At 45.8% G+C, this 20,661-nt stretch carries 15 protein-coding genes; 10 read left to right on the top strand and 5 right to left on the bottom strand.

Features of this window, described 5'->3' with window-relative positions:
* Nucleotides 1–20: 20 nt before the first annotated feature.
* From MKX59_RS22615 to MKX59_RS22600, 4 genes are all read left to right on the top strand, one after another.
* Entirely contained in the window at nt 21–677 is a 657-nt protein-coding gene (locus MKX59_RS22615) for a DJ-1/PfpI family protein (protein WP_340858976.1), read from the top strand.
* Nucleotides 678–820: 143 nt separating this feature from the next.
* Nucleotides 821–2,020, top strand: coding sequence for an MFS transporter (locus MKX59_RS22610; RefSeq protein WP_028543215.1), 1,200 nt, complete (start codon nt 821–823; stop codon nt 2,018–2,020).
* Nucleotides 2,013–2,672 carry a TetR/AcrR family transcriptional regulator gene (locus tag MKX59_RS22605; RefSeq protein WP_028543214.1) on the top strand — a complete coding sequence of 220 codons (660 nt, stop codon included), beginning with the start codon at nt 2,013–2,015 and terminating at the stop codon, nt 2,670–2,672. The genes MKX59_RS22610 and MKX59_RS22605 overlap by 8 nt, the downstream gene beginning before the upstream one ends.
* Nucleotides 2,673–2,821: 149 nt before the next feature.
* Nucleotides 2,822–3,733 (top strand): AraC family transcriptional regulator, encoded by a 912-nt coding sequence (locus MKX59_RS22600; RefSeq protein ID WP_340858975.1) that lies wholly within the window; start codon nt 2,822–2,824, stop codon nt 3,731–3,733.
* Nucleotides 3,734–3,841: 108 nt separating this feature from the next.
* Here MKX59_RS22600 and MKX59_RS22595 read toward each other — a convergent pair whose 3' ends face one another.
* The 5 genes from MKX59_RS22595 to MKX59_RS22575 all read right to left on the bottom strand — a co-directional run bounded on the left by MKX59_RS22595 (nt 3,842) and on the right by MKX59_RS22575 (nt 10,402).
* Nucleotides 3,842–5,242, bottom strand: a complete 1,401-nt coding sequence (locus MKX59_RS22595) for a sugar porter family MFS transporter (RefSeq protein WP_023987284.1) — start codon at nt 5,240–5,242, stop codon at nt 3,842–3,844.
* Between the two features lie 227 nt (nt 5,243–5,469).
* Entirely contained in the window at nt 5,470–6,807 is a 1,338-nt protein-coding gene (locus MKX59_RS22590; protein ID WP_053324770.1) for an AraC family transcriptional regulator, read from the bottom strand.
* Nucleotides 6,782–8,227, bottom strand: coding sequence for a sensor histidine kinase (locus MKX59_RS22585; RefSeq protein WP_071559103.1), 1,446 nt, complete (start codon nt 8,225–8,227; stop codon nt 6,782–6,784). Before MKX59_RS22585 ends, MKX59_RS22590 begins: the two co-directional genes overlap by 26 nt.
* Nucleotides 8,224–9,222 (bottom strand): sugar-binding protein, encoded by a 999-nt coding sequence (locus MKX59_RS22580; RefSeq protein WP_023987287.1) that lies wholly within the window; start codon nt 9,220–9,222, stop codon nt 8,224–8,226. Before MKX59_RS22580 ends, MKX59_RS22585 begins: the two co-directional genes overlap by 4 nt.
* A gap of 334 nt (nt 9,223–9,556) precedes the next feature.
* Nucleotides 9,557–10,402 carry a Cof-type HAD-IIB family hydrolase gene (locus MKX59_RS22575; RefSeq protein WP_023987289.1) on the bottom strand — a complete coding sequence of 282 codons (846 nt, stop codon included), beginning with the start codon at nt 10,400–10,402 and terminating at the stop codon, nt 9,557–9,559.
* 263 nt (nt 10,403–10,665) lie between these two features.
* On the opposite strand from MKX59_RS22575, the gene MKX59_RS22570 reads away from it, so the two are divergent.
* The 6 genes from MKX59_RS22570 to MKX59_RS22545 all read left to right on the top strand — a co-directional run bounded on the left by MKX59_RS22570 (nt 10,666) and on the right by MKX59_RS22545 (nt 20,545).
* Complete coding sequence (locus MKX59_RS22570) at nt 10,666–12,165, top strand: alpha-glucosidase/alpha-galactosidase (protein ID WP_028543208.1); 1,500 nt, start codon at nt 10,666–10,668, stop codon at nt 12,163–12,165.
* 545 nt (nt 12,166–12,710) lie between these two features.
* The gene (locus MKX59_RS22565) at nt 12,711–14,864 is read left to right on the top strand and encodes a glycoside hydrolase family 6 protein (protein WP_081327418.1); all 2,154 of its coding nucleotides are present in this window, start codon (nt 12,711–12,713) and stop codon (nt 14,862–14,864) included.
* 173 nt (nt 14,865–15,037) lie between these two features.
* Nucleotides 15,038–15,973, top strand: a complete 936-nt coding sequence (locus MKX59_RS22560; protein WP_028543206.1) for a nucleoside hydrolase — start codon at nt 15,038–15,040, stop codon at nt 15,971–15,973.
* A 164-nt stretch (nt 15,974–16,137) separates the two neighbouring features.
* Nucleotides 16,138–18,813, top strand: a complete 2,676-nt coding sequence (locus tag MKX59_RS22555; protein WP_340858974.1) for a PAS domain S-box protein — start codon at nt 16,138–16,140, stop codon at nt 18,811–18,813.
* Between the two features lie 149 nt (nt 18,814–18,962).
* On the top strand, nt 18,963–19,274 hold the full coding sequence (locus MKX59_RS22550) for an ArsR/SmtB family transcription factor (RefSeq protein ID WP_340858973.1): 312 nt from the start codon (nt 18,963–18,965) through the stop codon (nt 19,272–19,274).
* Between the two features lie 95 nt (nt 19,275–19,369).
* Nucleotides 19,370–20,545, top strand: a complete 1,176-nt coding sequence (locus MKX59_RS22545) for an MFS transporter (protein ID WP_340858972.1) — start codon at nt 19,370–19,372, stop codon at nt 20,543–20,545.
* Nucleotides 20,546–20,661: the final 116 nt, after the last annotated feature.

Raw genomic sequence — 20,661 nt, 5'->3', positions numbered from 1 at the left:
ACTTCAAAGGAGAGATCATCATGAAAATCGCAATCATGCTTTTCGATGGAATTACGGCATTAGATGCAGTGGGTCCATACGATGTATTTGCTGCTACACTGAAATGTGAAGTGAAGTTTGTCGCTAAGAAAAAAGGGTTAATCAAGCTGGACTCAAATATGGGTTATTTGCATGCCGATTACAGTTTTTCTGAAGTTAGTTCAGCTGATATTCTTGTTGTTCCAGGTTGCAGTCCGCCAAATTATAAAACTCCAATGAATGACGAAGAAACGTTAAATTGGATTCGCCAAATACATGAAACTACGAAATGGACCACGTCGGTTTGTAACGGCTCTTTGATTTTGAGCGCCGCAGGCTTGTTAAATGGAACCGTAGCCACCAGTCATTGGGGTTCCTTAGACCTGCTCCAATCTCTTGGAGCCATTCCAACAGATGAGAGAGTGGTTCGTCAGGGCAAAATCGTTACAGCAGCCGGTGTCTCTTCTGGTATTGATATGGCACTCCAGCTATTGGCATGGGAATTGGGAGAAGATATGAGTAAAGGAGTTCAGCTGATTTTGGAATACGATCCTCAGCCTCCGTTTGACACGGGTTCACCAAAGAAAGCACCTGCTATATTGGTAGAACAAATAAGAGGTATGTTACAAGAGTTTGCAAAACAGGAGCCTAATGTGTAACTCAAGAATAACAAGATCTCTTTCCGGTATTAGCTTGGCTTAATAGGTGTGTAATTTTATTTACAAGGGTCCCTATTTCAACTAATATAGTTTACACATAGTAAAGGGTTACATAGTGTAAATGGTTGAAGGGGGTTACAAACATGAGCAGCTTACCTAAGTCTGCTACATTTCCACTTTTCATTCTGATGCTGAATTTGTTTATTGCTTTATTGGGTCAAGGTATGGTGATTCCCATTCTGCCTGAATATCTGAAACAATTTAATGCGGCAGGAGCTGCTGCGGGTTATCTTATTGCCGCTTTTGGAGCAGCACAGTTTATTTTTTCGCCCCTAGGTGGGCAGCTTTCGGATAGATGGGGGCGGAAATCCATGATCATCACCGGTCTGTTTTTAACCGTCATCTCGGATCTTATGTTTGCTGTTTCTACGACATTGCCTCTTCTATATATTGCCCGATTTATCGGGGGGATAGGTATTGGATTAATGGTTCCTTCTAATATGGCCTACGTCGCTGATATTACCACTTCTGAAACCCGAGCTAAAGGAATGGGATACTTGGGTGCCTCCATGAATTTGGGTATGGTGCTTGGTCCGGGGTTAGGCGGTATGATCGCTGAGTTTGGCATAAGGGTGCCCTATTTTTTTGCTGGTGGACTTGGACTTGTAGCTACGCTGCTTAGCTTGTATATGCCAGAGACACTACCCAAGGAAAAACGAAAACCCGCTAGCCAATGGGTCCGCCGGGAGCCAATTCGCAACCAAATCCTAAATTCATTTCGGACATCCTATTTTCGTTATCTTCTCCTCATTCTGATCATGACATTAGGTTTGATGAATTATGAAACGGTGTATGCTCTTTTTGTGGAACGAAAATATGGTTTTGATGCCACTAAAATCTCAATGATCATTACGGTTGGTGCAATTATAGGCATCGTAGTACAGATATGGCTACTTGATTATCTCATCAAGAGACTTGGTGAGATGAAGCTTATACGTCTTTCTTTGATCATGACAGCCATCGCTTTACTGTTAATGATAATTAAGATCAATTTAGGTTATCTGCTGGCGGTATCGGCGCTGTTTTTTGCTTTTAATGCCTTCCTAAGGCCAACCGTAAGTACAATGATCGCGAACTCAGCTGGTGATCGTCAAGGATATGCCGCCGGATTGAATACGACGTATACCAGCCTAGGCAATATATTGGGACCCATTTTAGCGGGTTTGATGTTTGACAAACACATTCATATTCCTTATATTTTTGGTGCACTTATCCTTGCATCTGCCCTTTTCTTAACCTTACAAAAATCGAAAAATGAGAAACGGATGGTTGTTAATGACTGAGAACTGGCACCAGAATTTGAAAAACAAAAATCGGGAAGAACTCATTGCGGCTGCCAAGGAACTTTTTATGAAGCAAAGCTTTCTCAAAGTTAATATTAAGGATGTATGCAACGTGGCTGGTGTAAGTCGGGTCACATTCTATAAGCACTTTCAGTCCATGAACGAACTGATCTTTGAGGTTCAGATGGAAATCCTTGAGAGCATGACCGAATTTGTTAGAAGGGCACCTTCAGCCGAAATGAGCGGTAAGGAGATGCTTACTTTGATGCTTGATGCATGGATTGATTACGCTTGGCAACATCCAGAATACATCAAGTTTATTCTTCTATTCGATCTGCATTACGAAGCTTATGATTCAAATCAAGAACTCAAAGAACAGTACAAAAATTTTGTTAGCCGGGAAAAGGAACGACATTTCCTGATGGATGCTCTGGAAGTTGGATTCCAAGATGGATCATTAAAGTCCGACACAGAACCCTTGAAGACCGCTCATTTTATCTTCACGTCTATGATGGGTATACTCCAGAAAATGAGTCTGACGTCCAAGGACGATTGGAATAACGAACTTGATGATATAGAAATTGCTAACCGATTTGCGGGAATGTTGATTCAGTATTTAAGTCCAAAAAGTGATAAATCCCCAACCTTTTAGGCAAGAGTCGCCTGCCGTATTCCAAAGGATTTCAGATCGTCCGATGGAGTGAAATAGAAGTACAGGACTCAGTCTGTTAAACTGTGAAAATAGAGCGGTTGCAGATACGTTGTCGTGTTAGCCTTATCTATTTTTGTGGAGGTGCGGGGATGAACGGAAGTCTGTTTGAGCCACGGCTGCGTGACGGGGATTATATTCCCCGTTTTTTTGCTTACTATTACAAGCAATGGCATGACTACACCATGTCTTACCACGATCATCATTCTACCGAAATTATGTACATGATTTCCGGCTTTTGCAGGGTAGATGTACAAACGGGAGAGAATGTGGAAGAAAGCATCACGCTGCGTAAAGGCGAGTTTATTATGCTGGACGCAGGTGTACCTCATCGACTAGTGGTGGAAGGAGAACAACCGTGCCGGATGCTAAATGTAGAGTTTGGTTTTACGGAGGGAGTGAGGGTAGGGCCGTCTATCCGACAAATGGCAGCAGAGGAGCAGGAGGTCACGACTCTCATGTCACGTCCGTTCCCGTATCTGGTACTATCGGACCCGGAAGAGGTATATTATGCGCTGAAAAGTCTCGTGCTGGAGCTGGACCAACGAAAAGAACAGCCGGGTGCAATGGCAGAGATGCTTTTTATGCAATTGCTAGTACGAATTGCACGTCTACGGGAAGAGGCAGAGCGCAGCAACACGCAGCAAACGGATATGTACATCAAACGATGCATTGAATTTCTCCATCTGAACTATGACCGAGATATTGTGGTTAAGGACATGGCGGCAGCCGTGAATCTACACCCAGGTTATTTGCACCGTATTTTCAAAAAGCATACTCGGCAAACGCTTACCGCGTATTTAACGATGCTGCGAATGGACAAGGCCCGTATGCTTCTTCAGCAAACGGACATTCCCATTCAAGAAATTGCCGATTATGTAGGCGTGGCCAGCAGGCAGTATTTTCATATGTTGTTCAAAAAGCACACAGGCAAGACGCCTGTTGAATACCGCTCTGCTGTAGAGCGCAATGTGAGGAACTATGCGGAGGAGGATGGGAGCTGATAATAAGAAGCCTCTGAACCATTGCCGATTTAGGTCGGTATGACTCAGAGGACGTGTGTTTTGAAGCATTATAACATGTGTCCGGGCTTCTTGAGAGCTAAAGTTGGGTCATTTCCCAAGCCACATATTTTCCATCTGTTCAAGTGATCTCCCCTTGGTTTCGGGAACCTTGCGCCATATAAAGACCACGACGAACAACGAGATGGCTCCGAATAACCAGAAGGTGTTGGACGGACCGGCTGAACTCAGCAGAGGAGGGAATGCTTGCGATACCAGATAATCGCCGGCCCACAATGCCATCGAAGCGATGGCGACCGCTTTGCCGCGAATGCGGTTCGGAAAGATCTCCGAGATCATAACCCATACGATCGGCCCAAGCGATATAGCATAGGAGGCCACGTAGATCAATATCATGATGAGTACGAGCGGTCCGGTGGTCAAACCCATTTTGAATGCGGCTCCAATAATGACCAAACAGAGGGTCATCAACGAGGTGCCAATTATCAGCAGGACTTTTCGTCCCGCTTTGTCGATCAGCCATACGGATACGATGGTGAACAACACATTGATCAACCCGATCCAAATGGTCTGGGTCAAAGAAGCGTCCGTACCGAGTCCCATTCCCTTAAAAATAACCGGCGCGTAGTACAAAATGGCATTGATGCCGGTAATATGCTGCATAATGGCGAGCATAACACCGATAAAGAGAGCGACCCGAATACCAGGAGCGAACAATTGTTTCAATGAGTTGTTCTCATTTTTGAATGATTCCTTGATATCAAGCACTTCCTGCTTAGCGGCTTCTTCACCGTGAATTTTCAGCAAAATCGGCAGCGCTTCATAAGGCCGATTCTGTTTAATAAGCCATCTCGGGCTTTCGGGTATGAAGAGCATCAAGAGCATAAAGATCAGTCCCGGAACGGCTCCCACTCCGAACATCCAGCGCCAGGCTGTTGAGACACCCCAGGCTTCATCCCCCATGCTGACGATCCACGAATTCTGAAAATAAACCAGGAAAATCCCTGTTACGATCGCCAACTGATTTAAAGCAACCAAACGACCTCGGTATTTGGCGGGAGCGATCTCCGCGTTGTACACCGGACAAACGGTGGAAGTGATTCCTATGCCAATGCCGCCAATCATGCGAAAGATAACATACCCGGTGAACGTGTCTTGAAGCGCAGAGCAGATCGAGCCGACGACGAATAAAAATCCGGCGGCCAGTAATACCTTTTTTCTGCCGATCTTTTCACTCATGTAGCCGGAGAGAGCCGCTCCGGTGACACTCCCGACAATCAGACTTGACACCGCCCAACCAACCTGAAATTCGCTCAGCGAAAAACGCTGCTGCAGGAATTCGACTGCTCCCGAAACAACCGCGATATCAAAACCAAACAGGATACCTCCGAGCGCAGCTACGATGGATACCAACGTCACAAAAAGCATATTGGGTTTTTCTGATTGAAGCGCTTTCTGTTGAGCGCTTTCATTATTGATGATTACTGCCATATGATCATCTCCCCTCCAGATCTCTGGAACCTCATTCCGTTCTTCGAGGAGAAGTATAACATGCGCTTATAAAAGAAAGGCCGGTTATCGTCTTCATTAAACGGACCTTTTCCTGCACGATTTTGGCTTCGATTTCCGAATTGGAGACGGAGGGGCTGAACCTAGCATTACCTTGTCATTCGAGCTTAAAAAAATCCATGCCGATAGTCGGCATGGATGAATCTCTACTATTTTTGGCCTTTGAACTCAGTGGGAGGAACACCCGTTATCTTCTTAAAGACTCGGCTAAAATAGTTCGGGTCCTTATAACCCACTTCAAAGCTGATTTCCTTAAGAGTAAGGTTGCCGGCCTTAATCAGAGAGATGGCTTTATCAATCCGCAGCCGGGTTACGAAGTCGATGAATGTTTCTCCGTATTCCTGTTTGAAAATTTTGCTGAAGTAGTGAGGATTCAAATGGACAAAATCAGCCACTTCTTCCAGCGAAAGATCATCGTTGAACCGTTCCTCGATATACATTTTCGCCCTACCCAGCATAGTCAGTGTTTGAACCTCTCGCTGTTCGCGTATCCGTTGCAGTGCTGACATGACGTACGTCTGCTGAAGCATTCCATTCTCCGCTTTGACGGCAAGCAAAGAAGCGTTTCCAGCCTCTGATGACTTCAGTTCGTCAAAGTGGCAGTAACCTCCATCCCGTTTGCGTAGGGTGGAGGCAAAAACGGCTTCGAAATAGGACTTGCGAAGTCCTTCCTCGCCGCTATGCAGCGACCCGATTCCAATGGCCGTCTTTATACCAAGTTGCTCCTGGGCAAGCTCGGAGAGCTGCTGAACAAGGTGTTTAACCAACTGCCGCCAGTCGTTTTCGTCGGTGACAGGCGGCTTGCGTAAAAAAGTGGCTACATGATGGTCGATCAAGGAGCTTACAATGGAATTCGGGCCATGCGTTTTTACATAGCTTCGGAAATGATCGTAAATTTTCTTTTTATCCTGCTCGTCCGTATATCCGTCAAAGGCGGCAATGATGGCGCTTCCCTGATCAAGAGGAAAGTCCAGCCATTCTGATAGCTGGGAAGCGCTCGAATCCACGGTCTGGTCAACCATAAGCATTAAAGCCAGCTCATTTTCTGCGAGCGGCATCAGCTGTGAGATTTTGTGCCTAAGCTCCAATTCTTCCGTACGTGCCCGCTTCTCGCACTCAATTTCTTCAATCAGTCGTTTCAGTGTACCGATGATCAGTTCTCGCTTCGCTGGCTTCAGAATATATTCTTTCACACCCAAAGAGAGCGCCTCCCGGGCATAGGCAAAATAATCATAGGCAGTGACGAGCACGAATCGGGTATCGGGAAGCCGCTCCTTTAATTCACGAAGCGCCGCAAGCCCGTCGATTCCAGGCATATTGATATCCAGAATGGCAATATGGGGACGGTGCTCTTCCGCACATTCAATCGCCATGCGGCCGTTGCCGGCATGAATAAACCGGAATATCCCCGGCATCGCCCGTTCCACTGTCAATTCCAGTCCTTCTCTCTCCAAAGCCTCGTCATCCGCGATCAACAACCGATACATCAGTCTGCTCACTCTCCTTCTTGACTGGAATTCGTATTGTTATGGTAGTACCTCGTCCGATATTGCTATTGATTTCAACCATTCCTTCCTTTCCGTAGAACAACTGCAGCCGCCTAAACACATTTTGCATTCCAAGTCCTGTTGAACTGCCGCTTTCGACTTCGCCTTTAAGATGGAGTACCGACAGTCGGGTTTCCTCCGTCATGCCCTTTCCGTTGTCCGAAATTTCAATTTGTACATCTTCGTTTGCTCTCGATAGCGTTAACATGATAATGGCTCCGTCTTCCATATCTGCCACACCATGAAGAAAAGCGTTTTCAATAAATGGCTGGATCGTCAGGGCCGGAATTTGCTGCTGAAGTACGGAAGCGTCAAAGTGAAGATCAAAGCGAATTCTGTCCCTGAAGCGCGCCTGCTGGATGGTTACGTATTCGCGGATATGATCCAGTTCCTCCTGGAGAGTTACGGGTTTGTCCAGCTTCTGCAGGCTGTACCGTAGCAGATTGGACAGCGAAACGATCAGGTCGCTGGTTTTCTCCGCCCCTTCCAGGATCGCCAGCTTGGAGAGCACATTTAAGGTATTGAATAAAAAGTGCGGGTTAATTTGATTTTGCAGAGCCAGAAGCTCCAGTTCCTTCACAAGCCGCCGCATTTCCAGACTCTGTTTATCCTTCTCGATAAGGATACTCAAATCGGTGGACATTTGCGAAATGGCGTCCGACAGTACGCCTAGCTCGTCATCCCGTCGCGGTTGGGGCTTGATATTCAGATCACCTGTGGCGATTCGCTTCGCCAGTCCGACAAGTCTGCCGACAGGGCCAGTAATGCTGCGCGAGACCCAGATTGCAAGCAAAACCCCCATCAGCGCGTTCATGCCGAACAACGCCACTCCCCATCCGTTCATTCGCTCATTCTTGTTCCGGATGTTCTCAATGATTGGCCGGTAATAAGCCAGTTCATCATCGATCAGTTGCTGACCCTCCTCATGAATATAGCTGACGGTTTTCTCCGCTTCAATATAATGTTCAAAAGCCGATTGAGGATCTTGTGCCTTTGCATCCAGAACTGCGGCTTGTTTCTCTTTAAGAAATGTAGCCAACAGATTCACGTAGTCCTCCTCGGCGAAAGAAGGGTCAGTCGAGGAGGAGACTTCCTGAATTCTGCCTTTCAACTGCATCAATTGGTATTCTGTCGGGCCCTGCACAGCCTTATCGCCTCTTGGATTAAGCAGATAGGCATATAGGAGATTTAAGTTGCTCTCCGCCGATTCGGAGGTTTGCTCGATGAGAAGAATGCGGCCAAGCATTTCATCGTAGCTCTGTTGTACGACCTTTCCGCTTTGGAATACAAAATAAGCGATGATATTGGCGAACACAACTAGAAGAGGGATGAACAGAAGCAGCTTCGTTCTGATCGTCATCGTCTGTCATCTCCGGTCATGTTGTCGGGAGTGTCCGCATGCATCTCATATATCCTGGTGTATGTTAATTCCTGGGGGGGATTCCCCTTTAGATAATCATTCAGTAATTTTATGGACTTAGCCCCCATTTCCTCTGGCTGTTGAACAATGGTCAGTTCGATTTTGCAATCTCTGATGGCTTTCAACGTCTCGGCCATATCGTCAAAAGCGAAAATCTGCAAATTCCGCGCTCCGCGTCGCTCCGAGGCTTCCAGAATACCAAGGCCGTCCAGCGCACTGAATCCGACCATGTAGCGGATCTGCGGATACCGGGTGAGCATGTTCTGAGCTTGCTGTGCTGCCTGAAGCCGTGAAATATTTGAGGAGCGAATCTCCACAATGCGGAGCTTGGGATAGCGACCGATCACGGAACGAAATCCAGCAAGCCTGAGTCGCTGATTCTCGACGCGCTCGCTACTGATCATAACTCCAATGTCGCCACGCTCTCCAGAGGCTTTCGCTAACAGCGCGCCCATCCGTTTTCCTGCTCCTTCGTTATCCGTTCCCACGTAAGCTAGTCTACGGGAATCTGGTTCATCCGTATCAATCGTGATGACTGGGATGCCAAGTCCGGCTGCTTTGTCGATTAATCGGCGATACTCTGGATCATTTATCCCTTGAACCAGAATTGCATCCGCCTTACTGGCAATCGCTTTATCCAGCAGTTTGACCTGCTCGGACGGATTAATGCGGTCCGGCCCGATATAATCGAGCCGCATACCGTACTGTTCCGCTTCTTTTCGGGCTCCTTGTTCGATTGACCGCCAGTAATAATTATCCAACTCCTGGGATATCAGTACGACTTTTGTATCGGAAACCCCGTCTTTTGGAGAAACCGTCTTCAATAACTCTGCAAATTGGTGAATTTGAAAAGAAGACAGAGTGAACTGGAAGAGCAGCCAGGCAAATAGCAGGAAGACTGGGATAAGGATAAATGTCCATTTACGGTTTGACATGTCTTGCTCCTTTGTAAATATTTACAGACTCACTCATTATACAGCAACAAAACAACCGCACGCAGCTATCGTCAGCATAAGCGCGGTTATTGAGGAGGAATTCCATATTTTAATCAAGGTACATGACCAAAGTAGAAATCTTGAAGGGTAAGCAACAACAGATATTTGAAGAATGGTTTGCCCATCTTACAAGTAGTGAGGAGATGGAAGCCGAGCAAGTACTAAGTGAATTCCGTGGAAAGATAGCATTGGAGATAGGCCCCTACCAGTAGAATTAGGACATTTTTAAGTCCAGAAACTACTGCAGGGGCTTAAGTATAAAAAAATAACCTCACTAAATCAGACCATGCTTTTTAAAGCTGTGAAACAGTCCATCTTCATCGACAGCATCCGTAATGTCATCTGCAATGGCTTTGAGGCCCGGTTTGGCATTTCCCATAGCAATTCCTAGCGCACAATATTCAATCATTTCAGCATCGTTCATCCCATCTCCGATAGCAATGGTGTCTTCTTGGGATCTTCCCAAATGCTCAATAAGCTTTTCAATAGCTACGGCTTTGTGAATACCGGGAACCATTAGCTCGCCGCTGTCTTGCCCGAAAGCAGATACAGTACATTGAATAACCTCAAATTTCCCTGCAAATTCCTTTTTGATCTGTTCGAAAGGAACATTTTTGTTTTCCAAAAAGCATGCTTTGTTCACGTCACTACGATACAGGTTGTCCTCTCCTATAGTTAGGCCAGTGATAAACGGATGCGGGCGTTGTTCTTTTTTTTCTCTGGCTACGGGATCATTGTCCACATCACCATAGATAAGCCGTTCCACATGGGGCAAAAAGTTTTTACTCGCAAACAGTCCCCCGTTCGATTCCAAATAAAAGTCCAAATCATGTTCATCAAAGTAATCGACCATATGTTTAACATCTTCATCCGATACTTTGTGGTGATATAACATCTCGCCTTCGATTTCTACAAAGCCCCCGCCAGCTCCGATGATCCCGTCAAAACCGACCTCCATGATAAAATCATAAATCTCCGCTTTGGATCGGCCAGTGCATAAATAAATCAGATGTCCGTTCTTTCTCGCTTCGATACATGCTGTTTTTGCAGATTCGGGAATCATACCATCATCATCCACTAGCGTTCCATCTATATCTAAAAAGATAATCTTTTTGTTCATCTTAGGCTGCTCCTTGCTCTCCAATGTTTTCTTTTATGTTACTACATTTACCGCACTTAAAGTACATATTGAACTGAAAAAACACTAGATAGAAAGAGAGAAACGGATGGAACGAAATGGAAATCGGCAACCCTCTGCTAAAGCGAAAGTTAGGATTTTTGACACCTAAATACGAAACTGGTCATGATTTTGATAACGCTTTCCGCAGACCTATTGCTACAATGACGGTATATACCAATTCTAATTACCGGAGGTTGAATGCCGTGTCATTTAAAGTAGCTTTTATCGGAGCAGGAAGCATCGGTTTTACCCGTGGAATTTTGCGAGATCTGTTATCGGTTCCGGAATTTAACGATATTGAAGTGGCTTTTACGGATATCAGTCAGCACAATCTGGATATGGTTACTGAGTTATGCCAGCGGGATATTCGTGAGAATGGTTTGTCCATACAAATACAGTCCTCTACGGACCGAAAGATAGCTTTAAAGGATGCCAAATACGTCATTTGTACGATCCGGGTTGGCGGGCTGGAGGGCTTTGCAACCGATGTGGATATTCCGCTGAAATATGGCGTGGATCAATGCGTGGGCGATACATTGTGTGCAGGAGGGATCATGTATGGTCAGCGTGGTATTGCTGAAATGCTGGCCATCTGTAAGGATATCCGCGAGCTAAGTGCACCGGATGTATTGCTGCTGAACTACTCGAACCCGATGGCGATGATTACGTGGGCCTGCAACAAATACAGCGGTGTGCGTACAATCGGTCTATGTCACGGCGTCCAGCATGGGCATCACCAAATTGCCGAGGTGTATGGTCTGGAGAAGCAGGATGTGGACATTGTGTGCGCCGGAATCAATCACCAGACGTGGTACATTCAGGCGTCACATGAAGGCAAGGATCTGACAGCTGGACTGCTGGAGGCTTTTGAAAAACATCCCGAATATAGCCGCACCGAAAAGGTACGCATCGACATGCTTCGTCGTTTTGGCTATTACAGCACAGAGTCGAATGGCCATCTAAGTGAATATGTACCTTGGTACCGGAAGCGTCCGAATGAAATTCTGGACTGGATTGATCTAGGCAGCTGGATCAACGGAGAAACAGGCGGCTATCTGCGTGTATGTACAGAAGGACGTAATTGGTTTGAAACAGATTTCCCCAACTGGATGAAAGAAGACCCATTGGAGTACAAGGCGGAAAATCGCGGTGAAGAGCATGGTTCATACATTATCGAAGGTCTAGAAACCGGACGTGTATACCGGGGGCATTTTAATGTCGTAAATAACGGTGTGATTTCCAATTTGCCGGACGATGCGATTATTGAAGCGCCTGGATATGTGGATCGGAATGGTATCTCCATGCCACATGTAGGAGACCTTCCGCTCGGTCTTGCTGCCGTCTGCAATGTAAGTATTTCCGTCCAGCGTTTGGCTGTTGAAGCGGCTGTGCACGGAGATGATAAGTTGCTGCGGCAAGCGTTTATGATGGATCCGCTAGTGGGCGCGGTGTGTAATCCGAAAGAAATTTGGCAGATGGTCGATGAAATGCTGGTGGCCCAGGAAGCATGGCTGCCGCAATACGGAGCAGCAATTGTCGAGGCGCGTCAACGTCTGGCTGCAGGCGATCTGATTCCAACCCGACCTTATGAGGGAGCAGCGCGACTTAAGGTGAAGACGGTTGAAGAAATGCAGCTGGATCGGGATGCCGCCAATAAAAATGCAGGGCAATCTGACAAGGGCAAGGATCGCGAAAAAGTGTAGAACAACAAGAGCATAGATTGACTTCACAACAATAAAAGGGTGTTTTCACGGTCATGTGGCCTGAAAACACCCTTTTGCTGTCGATAGATATAACGATTTGGCATAGTTGGCGTTCTGGAGTTTATCATTGTCGATTTAGGCTGACGGAAATTAAAGAATACAGTCTTGCTTTTTTTGAATTCGCTCTTTTGCTGTCGATCCTAAATCTCCTGAGAGCTTGTCATAGCAGGGATGTTCAACAAATGAAGGAACCGGTTTCAGAAAAAGAGGTGCCACAACGAACCGTTAGAGTGGCAATTCATATGCCTAATTAATAATGTAGTCCTTAATTTATTCAATTTACAGCAGATTTCCAGCTCACTATAATCTAACATAGGAGGTGACAAAAAGGGGAAAATGTGAGCGCATGGACAAATAGAAAGCGCTTACCTTTCGCAACTATGAACGCCGCTTTTTTTTTGGAGAGAGTAGGCGTAACTCACATTTAATCATGTAACAATCAGGTGCCGACATAGGAAGATTCAACAAAATCCACGGAAAGATAGGTGAAGCAATTGAAAACAAAGCAAGTGCTTCGTAAAAGCATGAAGTATGCTTTTGCGCTATCACTCGTCGCAAGCAGCTTTCTACCAGGTGCAGGATTTACGGATAAAATACATGCAGAATCCCATGTGGACAATCCTTACCAAGGGGCGACAAAATATGTTAGTCCTGATTATGCGGCTAGTGTTGATACATCGATTGCCAAGATTACGGATGCCAATCTGAAAGCAAAAATGCAAACGGTCAAAACATTCCCGACAGCCGTATGGCTTGATCGTATCGCTGCTATTAACGGCGGTGGAGGCAAGCTTGGCCTGGAAGCGCATTTGGACCAAGTATTGGCGCAAAAGAAAGGCAGCACACCGATTACGGCGGAATTTATTGTGTATGATCTGCCCGGACGGGATTGTCATGCCTTGGCTTCCAATGGTGAATTACCGCTGACTCAGGCAGGGCTGGAAACATATAAAAAGGATTATGTTGACAAAATTGCTTCTATTTTTGCAAATCCCAAATATAAGGATATTCGTATCGTAGCGATTATTGAACCAGATAGTTTGCCAAACCTGGTAACCAATCTGGATGATCCTAAATGTGCGCAAGCCAAGTCTACAGGGATTTATGAAGCTGGCGTTAAGTACACAATGAATAAGCTGAACGAGATTCCGAATGTGTACAAATACGTAGATATCGGTCACTCTGGCTGGTTAGGTTGGGATAACAACCGTGCAGCAACGGTATCCCTGTTTACAACTATCTTCAAAGACACTAGTAAAGGTCTGTCCAGTGTAGATGGCTTTATCACGAATACAGCCAATACTTCACCGCTGACAGAACCTAATTTGCCTGATCCAAATCTGAATGTCGGCGGACAACCGATCAAATCGTCCAAGTACTATGAATGGAATCCTAATTTCGATGAATCGGATTTCGCAGAGTCATTGCATAGAGATTTTGTCAGCGCAGGCTGGCCGAGCTCACTCGGTATGTTAATTGATACAGGCCGTAACGGATGGGGCGGACCTAACCGTCCGACTTCCGCAGTCGGCAATGATATTAACTCCTATGTAAACTCAGGCCGTGTTGACAAACGCTCGCACCGTGGTAACTGGTGTAATAACAGCGGAGCAGGTATGGGAACACCGCCACAAACGGCTCCAGCTGGCCATATTGATGCCTATGTATGGGCGAAACCTCCGGGTGATTCCGATGGTTCCAGCTCACTCATTCCGAACGATGAGGGTAAAGGCTTTGACCGTATGTGTGATCCTACCTATACAACCAAGGATGGCACATTAACAGATGCTTTACCGAATGCACCTATTTCAGGAGCATGGTTCCATGATCAGTTTGTGATGCTGGTACAAAATGCGTACCCTGCAATCGTGCCTTCCACTGGTGGTGTGGACCCAGCGCCTACAGCTCCAGCTGTACCGTCAGGCTTAAAGGCTGTTGTGGGCAATGCTCAAGTAACACTGACTTGGAATGCGTCTACTGGTGCCGATAGCTACACGGTAAAACGTGCCACTAGCGAAGCAGGTCCTTTTACAGCCGTTGCGCCTCTTGTAACGGAAAGAGAGTACACGGATAAGGGACTGACGAACGGAACAACTTACTTCTATGTTGTAAGTGCTACGAATGCGAAAGGAACAAGTAAGGATTCCGCAACGGTAAGCGCTGAACCTAAAGGTACACCGACTGATCCAACCGACCCTACAGAACCAGCGGGTGATCTGGTTGTAATGTACCGGGCTGGTGACACCGACCCAGCTAATAACGCAGTCAAGCCTTTCCTTAACCTGAAAAATAAAGGTACAACACCCGTGAAGCTGAGTGAGCTGAAAATCCGCTATTACTTCACGAAGGATGGCAGCCAAGAGCTGCAATCTGCAGTAGACTATGCGCAAGTAGGCAATGATAACGTGCTGCGTACCATTACAGACAACTATATTGAAATTGGTTTCAGTGCTGCTGCCGGCTCGCTTGCTGCTGGAGCGCAAACAGGTGATATTCAGATCCGCATGAACAATAGCGACTGGTCTAACCTGAACGAATCCAATGATTACTCCTTCGATCCAACTAAAACCTCTTATGCAGAATGGAACAAAGTAACGTTGTTCCACAATGATAAGCTGGTGTGGGGAATCGAGCCTTAGGATTTAGCCAGAACAAGTGCCCTTGAGTGATTTAAAAGTATTAAAAGAAGGCTACGGCATAGCTGTCGTAGTCTTTTTTACGTCTTCGAATAAAGAATTTGATGACCAAGGGAATAAGCATTGAAATTGTGTATAATGAAAAAAAGAATGCTGTTCTACTGTGGAGGGTCATCATGAGCAAAAAGTTAATCTTAGATGTAGATACTGGCATTGACGACGCGCTTGCTATTGCGTACGCGGTCCATTCGCCGGAATTGGAGCTACTCGGTATTACAACCACCTTTGGCAATATCTCGGTGGAGGAGGCAACACGTAACTCCCTGATTCTGCTGGAAAAACTGGGGGTAGAGGCTCCGGTCGTGTCTGGCGCTCACAAGCCGTATGCTCGTGAGCTGTTCAAACCATATTCCCGGCATATTCACGGTGAAGACGGTATTGGCAATCAATTGAAGGGGGCGCCCTCCCGTCAGGCTGCGTCTGGGGATGCGGCTGACTTTATAATCGGACAGGCTCGTCGCTATGAAGGCAAACTTACCCTGGTAGCTGTGGGACCGCTGACCAATCTTGCGATTGCATTGGATCGCTGTCCCGAATTGCCCCAATTGCTTGACCGCCTGATCATCATGGGCGGCGCGGTTACAGTGAAAGGGAATGTAACTCCGACGGCTGAAGCGAATATTTATGCCGATCCAGAAGCCGCAGCCTATGTGCTGGGAGCGGGCTTTCCGCTTACGCTGGTTGGGCTGGACGTCACGATGCAAACACTGCTTCCCCAGCAGGATGTGGACAAATGGCGTGAGCAAGGGACCGAGCTGGGCGCGTTTATGGCAGATATGACAGACTTTTATATGGAAGCCTATCGCAATTTCAGACCTGGTATTGCAGGCTGTGCATTGCATGATCCACTGGCTGTAGGATTAGCGATAGATTCCAGTTTTGTGGAGACGCGTCCAATGCACATTGCCGTTGAGGTGGGGGATTCCGCCGAGGTTGGTCGCACCCGTGAGGTGCAAAATGAGAACGAAGCTCAAGCACTGACTACGGTTGATGTGGCACTTAAAGTCGATGCGGAGCGATTTTTGCGTCATTTTCTTAGCCGGGTGGTATAAAAAAATAATTCGAAGATTGCCGATGAACCTGCATCGGCAATCTTTTGTGCATACATGTTTTAAGGGCCTTTATCTAGAGGTGGACTCACTGCTATAAAATCCCATATCATGTTAGAATAGGTGTAGTTAGAAAAACTGCCGGACCACAAAGGAGGAGATTCATTGTGTTTTCTGCTGCTCGACGACTGCCTTTGCTGGAACATATGTATAATCATGCCCCGACAGGAATCGTGATTTTGTCGAGGGAGGGGAAGTGCCTGTACGTCAATCCCGCCTTTTGCAAAATGGTCGGATATGAGCAGGAGGAATTACTGGATATCCGATATTACCATCTCTTGTATAAAGAGGCTCAGGATCAGCGAGGGTTGAGGGAGGCTTACGCAGGTTGGCTAAAGGCTACGGATCAAGTCTATAAGACAGAGCTGCGTTTGAAACATAAAAGGGGAACATCCGTCTGGCTATCGCTGGAATTAACCATATTTGATGATGAGGCTACCGAACAATCTTATTTGATTGCGTATGCAATGGATATCACGGAGAAAAAAGATATGGAGCAGGTGCTCTCGGATAATGAGGATTTGTACATGCTGATTACGGAAAATACGCCGGATGTTATCTCATATAGCACGGCGGACGGCATACTCCAATATATTTCTCCTTCGGTGGAAAAACTCCTAGGCTATACAAAGCAGGAAATGCTCGGCAAAAAGCGGCTCCAATTCTACCATGTTGAAGATGCCGATTATATGCGTGTACATGGACTCTTCAAGGAAACAGGCATCATGAAGCGGCGTGTTCGTCATAAGGACGGGCACTATTTGTGGCTGGAAGTATCGTACCGCATTATTCGGGATGAACAGGGCAGAATCAAGCGAGTACTGTCCATCGGACGCAACATCACTGAGCGCCAGAAGAGCGAGGAGAATTTGGCAAAAGCTCAAAGGTTGGCGATGTTCGGCTCATGGGACTGGGATCTGGTCAACAATGTTATGCATTTCTCCAAGGAATTTCGCAGCATTTTTGGTTATCGTGTCAAGTCGGTTGAAACAAGTATTGACGCGTTCATGGCGGCTGTTCATCCAGAAGATACAGAGCGCATGAAACAGATTATCACCAACGTTATATTAAAGGGAGTTCACGAAGAAACCTTTTACCGGATTGTATTGCCGAATGGGGAACAAAAGGTACTGCGTTCAATCTGGGAAGCTGAAATGGACGAGCATGCAGGCAAGCCCGTTCAAGTGGTTGGAATGATCCAGGATGTTACAGAGCACCGGGAAATGGAGCAGCGTCTGCGCGAAAGTGAAAACCGTTATAGGTCACTGTTTCAGCATAATCCACTCGGGATATGCGCTGTGAATATGGAAGGTCATATCTTGAGCGTGAATTCGAGCTTGGAGGAGCTTACGGGTTATACGAAGGATAAGCTGCTTGGGGCTGACATACTCATCATGGCTTCCTCTGAGGAACAGGACAAAATCAAGCGTCACATGGAGCTGGCCAAGCAGGGTGAGACGCAAACCTATGAATCGGAATTTATACATAAGGAGGGGGAGCGTCTATTCATCAAGATGACGAATATCCCGATTTTCGTGCAAGAGGAAATTGTAGGCTGCTACGGGATTATAGAAAATGTTACCCCTCTTAAAAGCTACATTGCTCAAATTGAAAAGCTCAGTAATGAGCATTCGCTTATTTTGAATGCCGTATCCGAAGGAATTGTAGGTTTAAGTACCGAAGGACATGTCCGCTTTATGAACCCGGCAGCTGTTGAGATGTTTGGCGTAGGATCGGCCAATCCGCTGAATGGCGCTTGCATAGACATGATCCTCCATGCTGACGAAATTGGCAGTCATTTTCCGGACGAACAGTCCTCTATTCTTCAAGCGATTCGAAGCGGAGCCTCTTATCAGGCAGAGGAAGCTGTATTTTGGAAAAAAGGCGGGTCCAGCTTTCTGGCCTCCTATCGAATCAGTCCTTTGATGGATAATGGCGAGCGAAAAGGGGCTGTGATGGTTTTTGTAGACAGGACGAATGAAAAGGAGATCATTCGGGCCAAGGAGTCTGCCGAACGCGCCGATCGGGCCAAGTCAGAGTTTCTCTCTGTGATGAGTCATGAGCTCCGTACACCGATGAACGGCATTATAGGCATGGCAGGGTTACTGGCAGATACTGAATTGGATGAGGAGCAGCGTAGCTATATAGACATTATTACCAGCAGCAGCGGTGCTTTAATGCAGATATTGAACGAGATACTGGATTTGAGCAAAATCGAAGCTGGCAAAATGTCTTTGTTGCACGAGCCCTTTGTGCTAGATGATGTGGTCGGCAGTGTGGCTGACCTATTCATGACGCAGGCTATGGAAAAAGGCATTGAGCTGGAATGGCATGTGGATCAGGAAATGCCGGGAATGCTGGTCGGTGATCATGTGCGTATTCGACAGGTGCTGGTGAATTTGGTGAGCAATGCGATCAAATTTACGGAGCGAGGGCGTGTAAATATCTTTGTGGAGAGAAAGGCTTACAGCCGTCGTAAAAATAGATGCCTGATTGAGTTCAGTGTAACGGATACTGGAATCGGTATCCCAGCAGACCGCCAGCATCTATTGTTTCAGCCTTTTTCCCAGCTTCATCCGGCACTGAACCGAAAATATGGAGGGACGGGACTAGGATTGTCCATCTGTAAAAACTTGGTCAAGCTGATGGGGGGGGCTATTGGTGTAGATAGCGATGAGGCCAGAGGAGCAACATTCCGGTTCCAGTTGGATCTTAAGCTGCCGGAAGGGGAAGCACCTGCGAATATAAGCCGTGACGAACCTTACGAACCAACGGAGTGCTAAAAGAAATAGCCAGCCGTGGTGCTTAACGCATCACGGCTATTTTTATGTTCAAGTGGAGTGTGTGAAAGAATGGCACAACACACAACAGTCGATGCTATATTATTGAAATAGATATTTACATATCTAAAATAAGAGATATAATGAGGTTTATGGATACTCTAATGATTTTTAAAGCTTTGTCGAATGATACACGCCTGCAAATTTTGGATTGGTTAAAAAATCCAGATGAGAATTTCGGACCGCAATTGTTTTTACCAACGGATGCTAACTTTAAGGGAGGGATTTGTGTAGGTAGCATTCAGGAAAAAACAGGCTTAGCACAATCTGTGATTTCCAGTTACTTGACGCTCATGAAGAAGGCAGGGCTTTTGGAATCCAGGCGATTTGGACAGTGGACCTATTACCGAAGAAATGAAGAGAATATTTGTAAATTCGCTGAATATATCAAGAATGAAATATAGGTAGCCACAAAATAATGAACAAGGTTACCTACTTTTTTTGTATATTATATCTATAAATATAGATTTTCAAATATATAAATTATACGGTCGAGGAGATGAAAATAGTGAACAGAAACAGTCCATTATTTTTTATTGCACTAGGTATATTTGGCATTATAAATACGGAGCTTGGAGTCGTTGGGATTTTGCCAATGGTCATGGATAAGTATAACGTTACTGCACCACAAGCTGGAATACTGGTCAGTCTTTTTGCACTCACTATTGCCATTTTTGGGCCATGGGTAACTCTGCTATTTTCAAAATGGAATCGTAAATGGTTACTGATAAGCATCATGATTATTTTTTCCATCTCGAATGTGATATCAGCTTTTGCACCGAACTTTTATACACTTATCGTATTCCGAATAATCCCTGCCTTTTTTCATCCAGTGTATTTCTCCATTGCCTTCGTACTAGCTGTTGCATTATCGAAGAAAGAAGAGGCTGCTAAAGCAAGTGCAAAGGTATTTCTTGGAGTTAGTGTGGGGATGGTATTGGGGGTTCCGCTTACTTCTTATATTGCCGATCAATTTTCTCTAGGTATTTCATTTCTGTTCTCTGCTGTTGTGAATATGATTGCGTGTATTGGAATAGGGTTCATGGTTCCTTCCAAATTGGAGCAGAAGGAAGTAACTGTCAGAAACCAGCTTAAAATATTGAGAAAACCCACATTGTGGTTGAATATCGGTGCGGCATGCTTCATATTTGCTGCAATGTTTTCTGTGTATAGTTATTTTGCGGAGTATCTGGGAGAGACAACGCACATGAGTGGAGAATGGATTAGCACGATGCTTGTGCTTTTCGGAATTAGTGGTGTGGCTGGTAACTGGTACTCGGGAAAAATGTTAAACCATCATATGTTGATAACGGTGATGCTTTATCCTGTTGCTTTAGGGGGGTGCTATTTACTGCTTCAATATGCGGGTGCAACTCTTTTTCTCACCAGTGGAATTATTATGGTCTGGGGAGCTGTTCATACGAGTGGATTGATTGTAAGTCAAATTTGGCTTACATCGGAGGCTCCAGAAGCCCCGGAATTTGCGAATAGTCTGTATGTGTCTTTTTCAAATTTGGGTGTCACCATAGGGACAGCGATGGGAGGCTGGTTTATTTCTCGATTAGGAACAGGAGATGTTGTTTGGAGTGGCCTAATTTTTGTTGTATTGTCTCTTGTGTGTATTATCGTGAAATCTATGTTTTTTGGGATACATACGAAGTCAAAAAATATGTAACAAACTTTTGCCGAAATCATTACGGGTTAACGTTGATTTCAAGACCAGCTTTCTGAGTTGGTCTTTTTTTCTGTAAGAAATGCCCAAAGAAAAGATTGACAAACCGTTCTAACTGT

The sequence above is a fragment of the Paenibacillus sp. FSL R7-0340 genome (genome assembly GCF_038002205.1).
In the GTDB taxonomy this organism is placed as follows: domain Bacteria; phylum Bacillota; class Bacilli; order Paenibacillales; family Paenibacillaceae; genus Paenibacillus; species Paenibacillus polymyxa_B.
This window is presented reverse-complemented; position numbering and strand designations above follow the sequence as displayed.

What these genes read in the sequence shown, in the direction of transcription:
- MKX59_RS22615 (WP_340858976.1), top strand. Translation starts at nt 21, where the DNA reads ATGAAAATCGCAATCATGCTTTTCGATGGAATTACGGCATTAGATGCA.
- MKX59_RS22610 (WP_028543215.1), top strand. Translation starts at nt 821, where the DNA reads ATGAGCAGCTTACCTAAGTCTGCTACATTTCCACTTTTCATTCTGATG.
- MKX59_RS22605 (WP_028543214.1), top strand. Translation starts at nt 2,013, where the DNA reads ATGACTGAGAACTGGCACCAGAATTTGAAAAACAAAAATCGGGAAGAA.
- MKX59_RS22600 (WP_340858975.1), top strand. Translation starts at nt 2,822, where the DNA reads ATGAACGGAAGTCTGTTTGAGCCACGGCTGCGTGACGGGGATTATATT.
- MKX59_RS22595 (WP_023987284.1), bottom strand. Translation starts at nt 5,242, where the DNA reads ATGGCAGTAATCATCAATAATGAAAGCGCTCAACAGAAAGCGCTTCAA.
- MKX59_RS22590 (WP_053324770.1), bottom strand. Translation starts at nt 6,807, where the DNA reads ATGTATCGGTTGTTGATCGCGGATGACGAGGCTTTGGAGAGAGAAGGA.
- MKX59_RS22585 (WP_071559103.1), bottom strand. Translation starts at nt 8,227, where the DNA reads ATGACGATCAGAACGAAGCTGCTTCTGTTCATCCCTCTTCTAGTTGTG.
- MKX59_RS22580 (WP_023987287.1), bottom strand. Translation starts at nt 9,222, where the DNA reads ATGTCAAACCGTAAATGGACATTTATCCTTATCCCAGTCTTCCTGCTA.
- MKX59_RS22575 (WP_023987289.1), bottom strand. Translation starts at nt 10,402, where the DNA reads ATGAACAAAAAGATTATCTTTTTAGATATAGATGGAACGCTAGTGGAT.
- MKX59_RS22560 (WP_028543206.1), top strand. Translation starts at nt 15,038, where the DNA reads ATGAGCAAAAAGTTAATCTTAGATGTAGATACTGGCATTGACGACGCG.
- MKX59_RS22550 (WP_340858973.1), top strand. Translation starts at nt 18,963, where the DNA reads ATGGATACTCTAATGATTTTTAAAGCTTTGTCGAATGATACACGCCTG.
- MKX59_RS22545 (WP_340858972.1), top strand. Translation starts at nt 19,370, where the DNA reads ATGAAAATAGTGAACAGAAACAGTCCATTATTTTTTATTGCACTAGGT.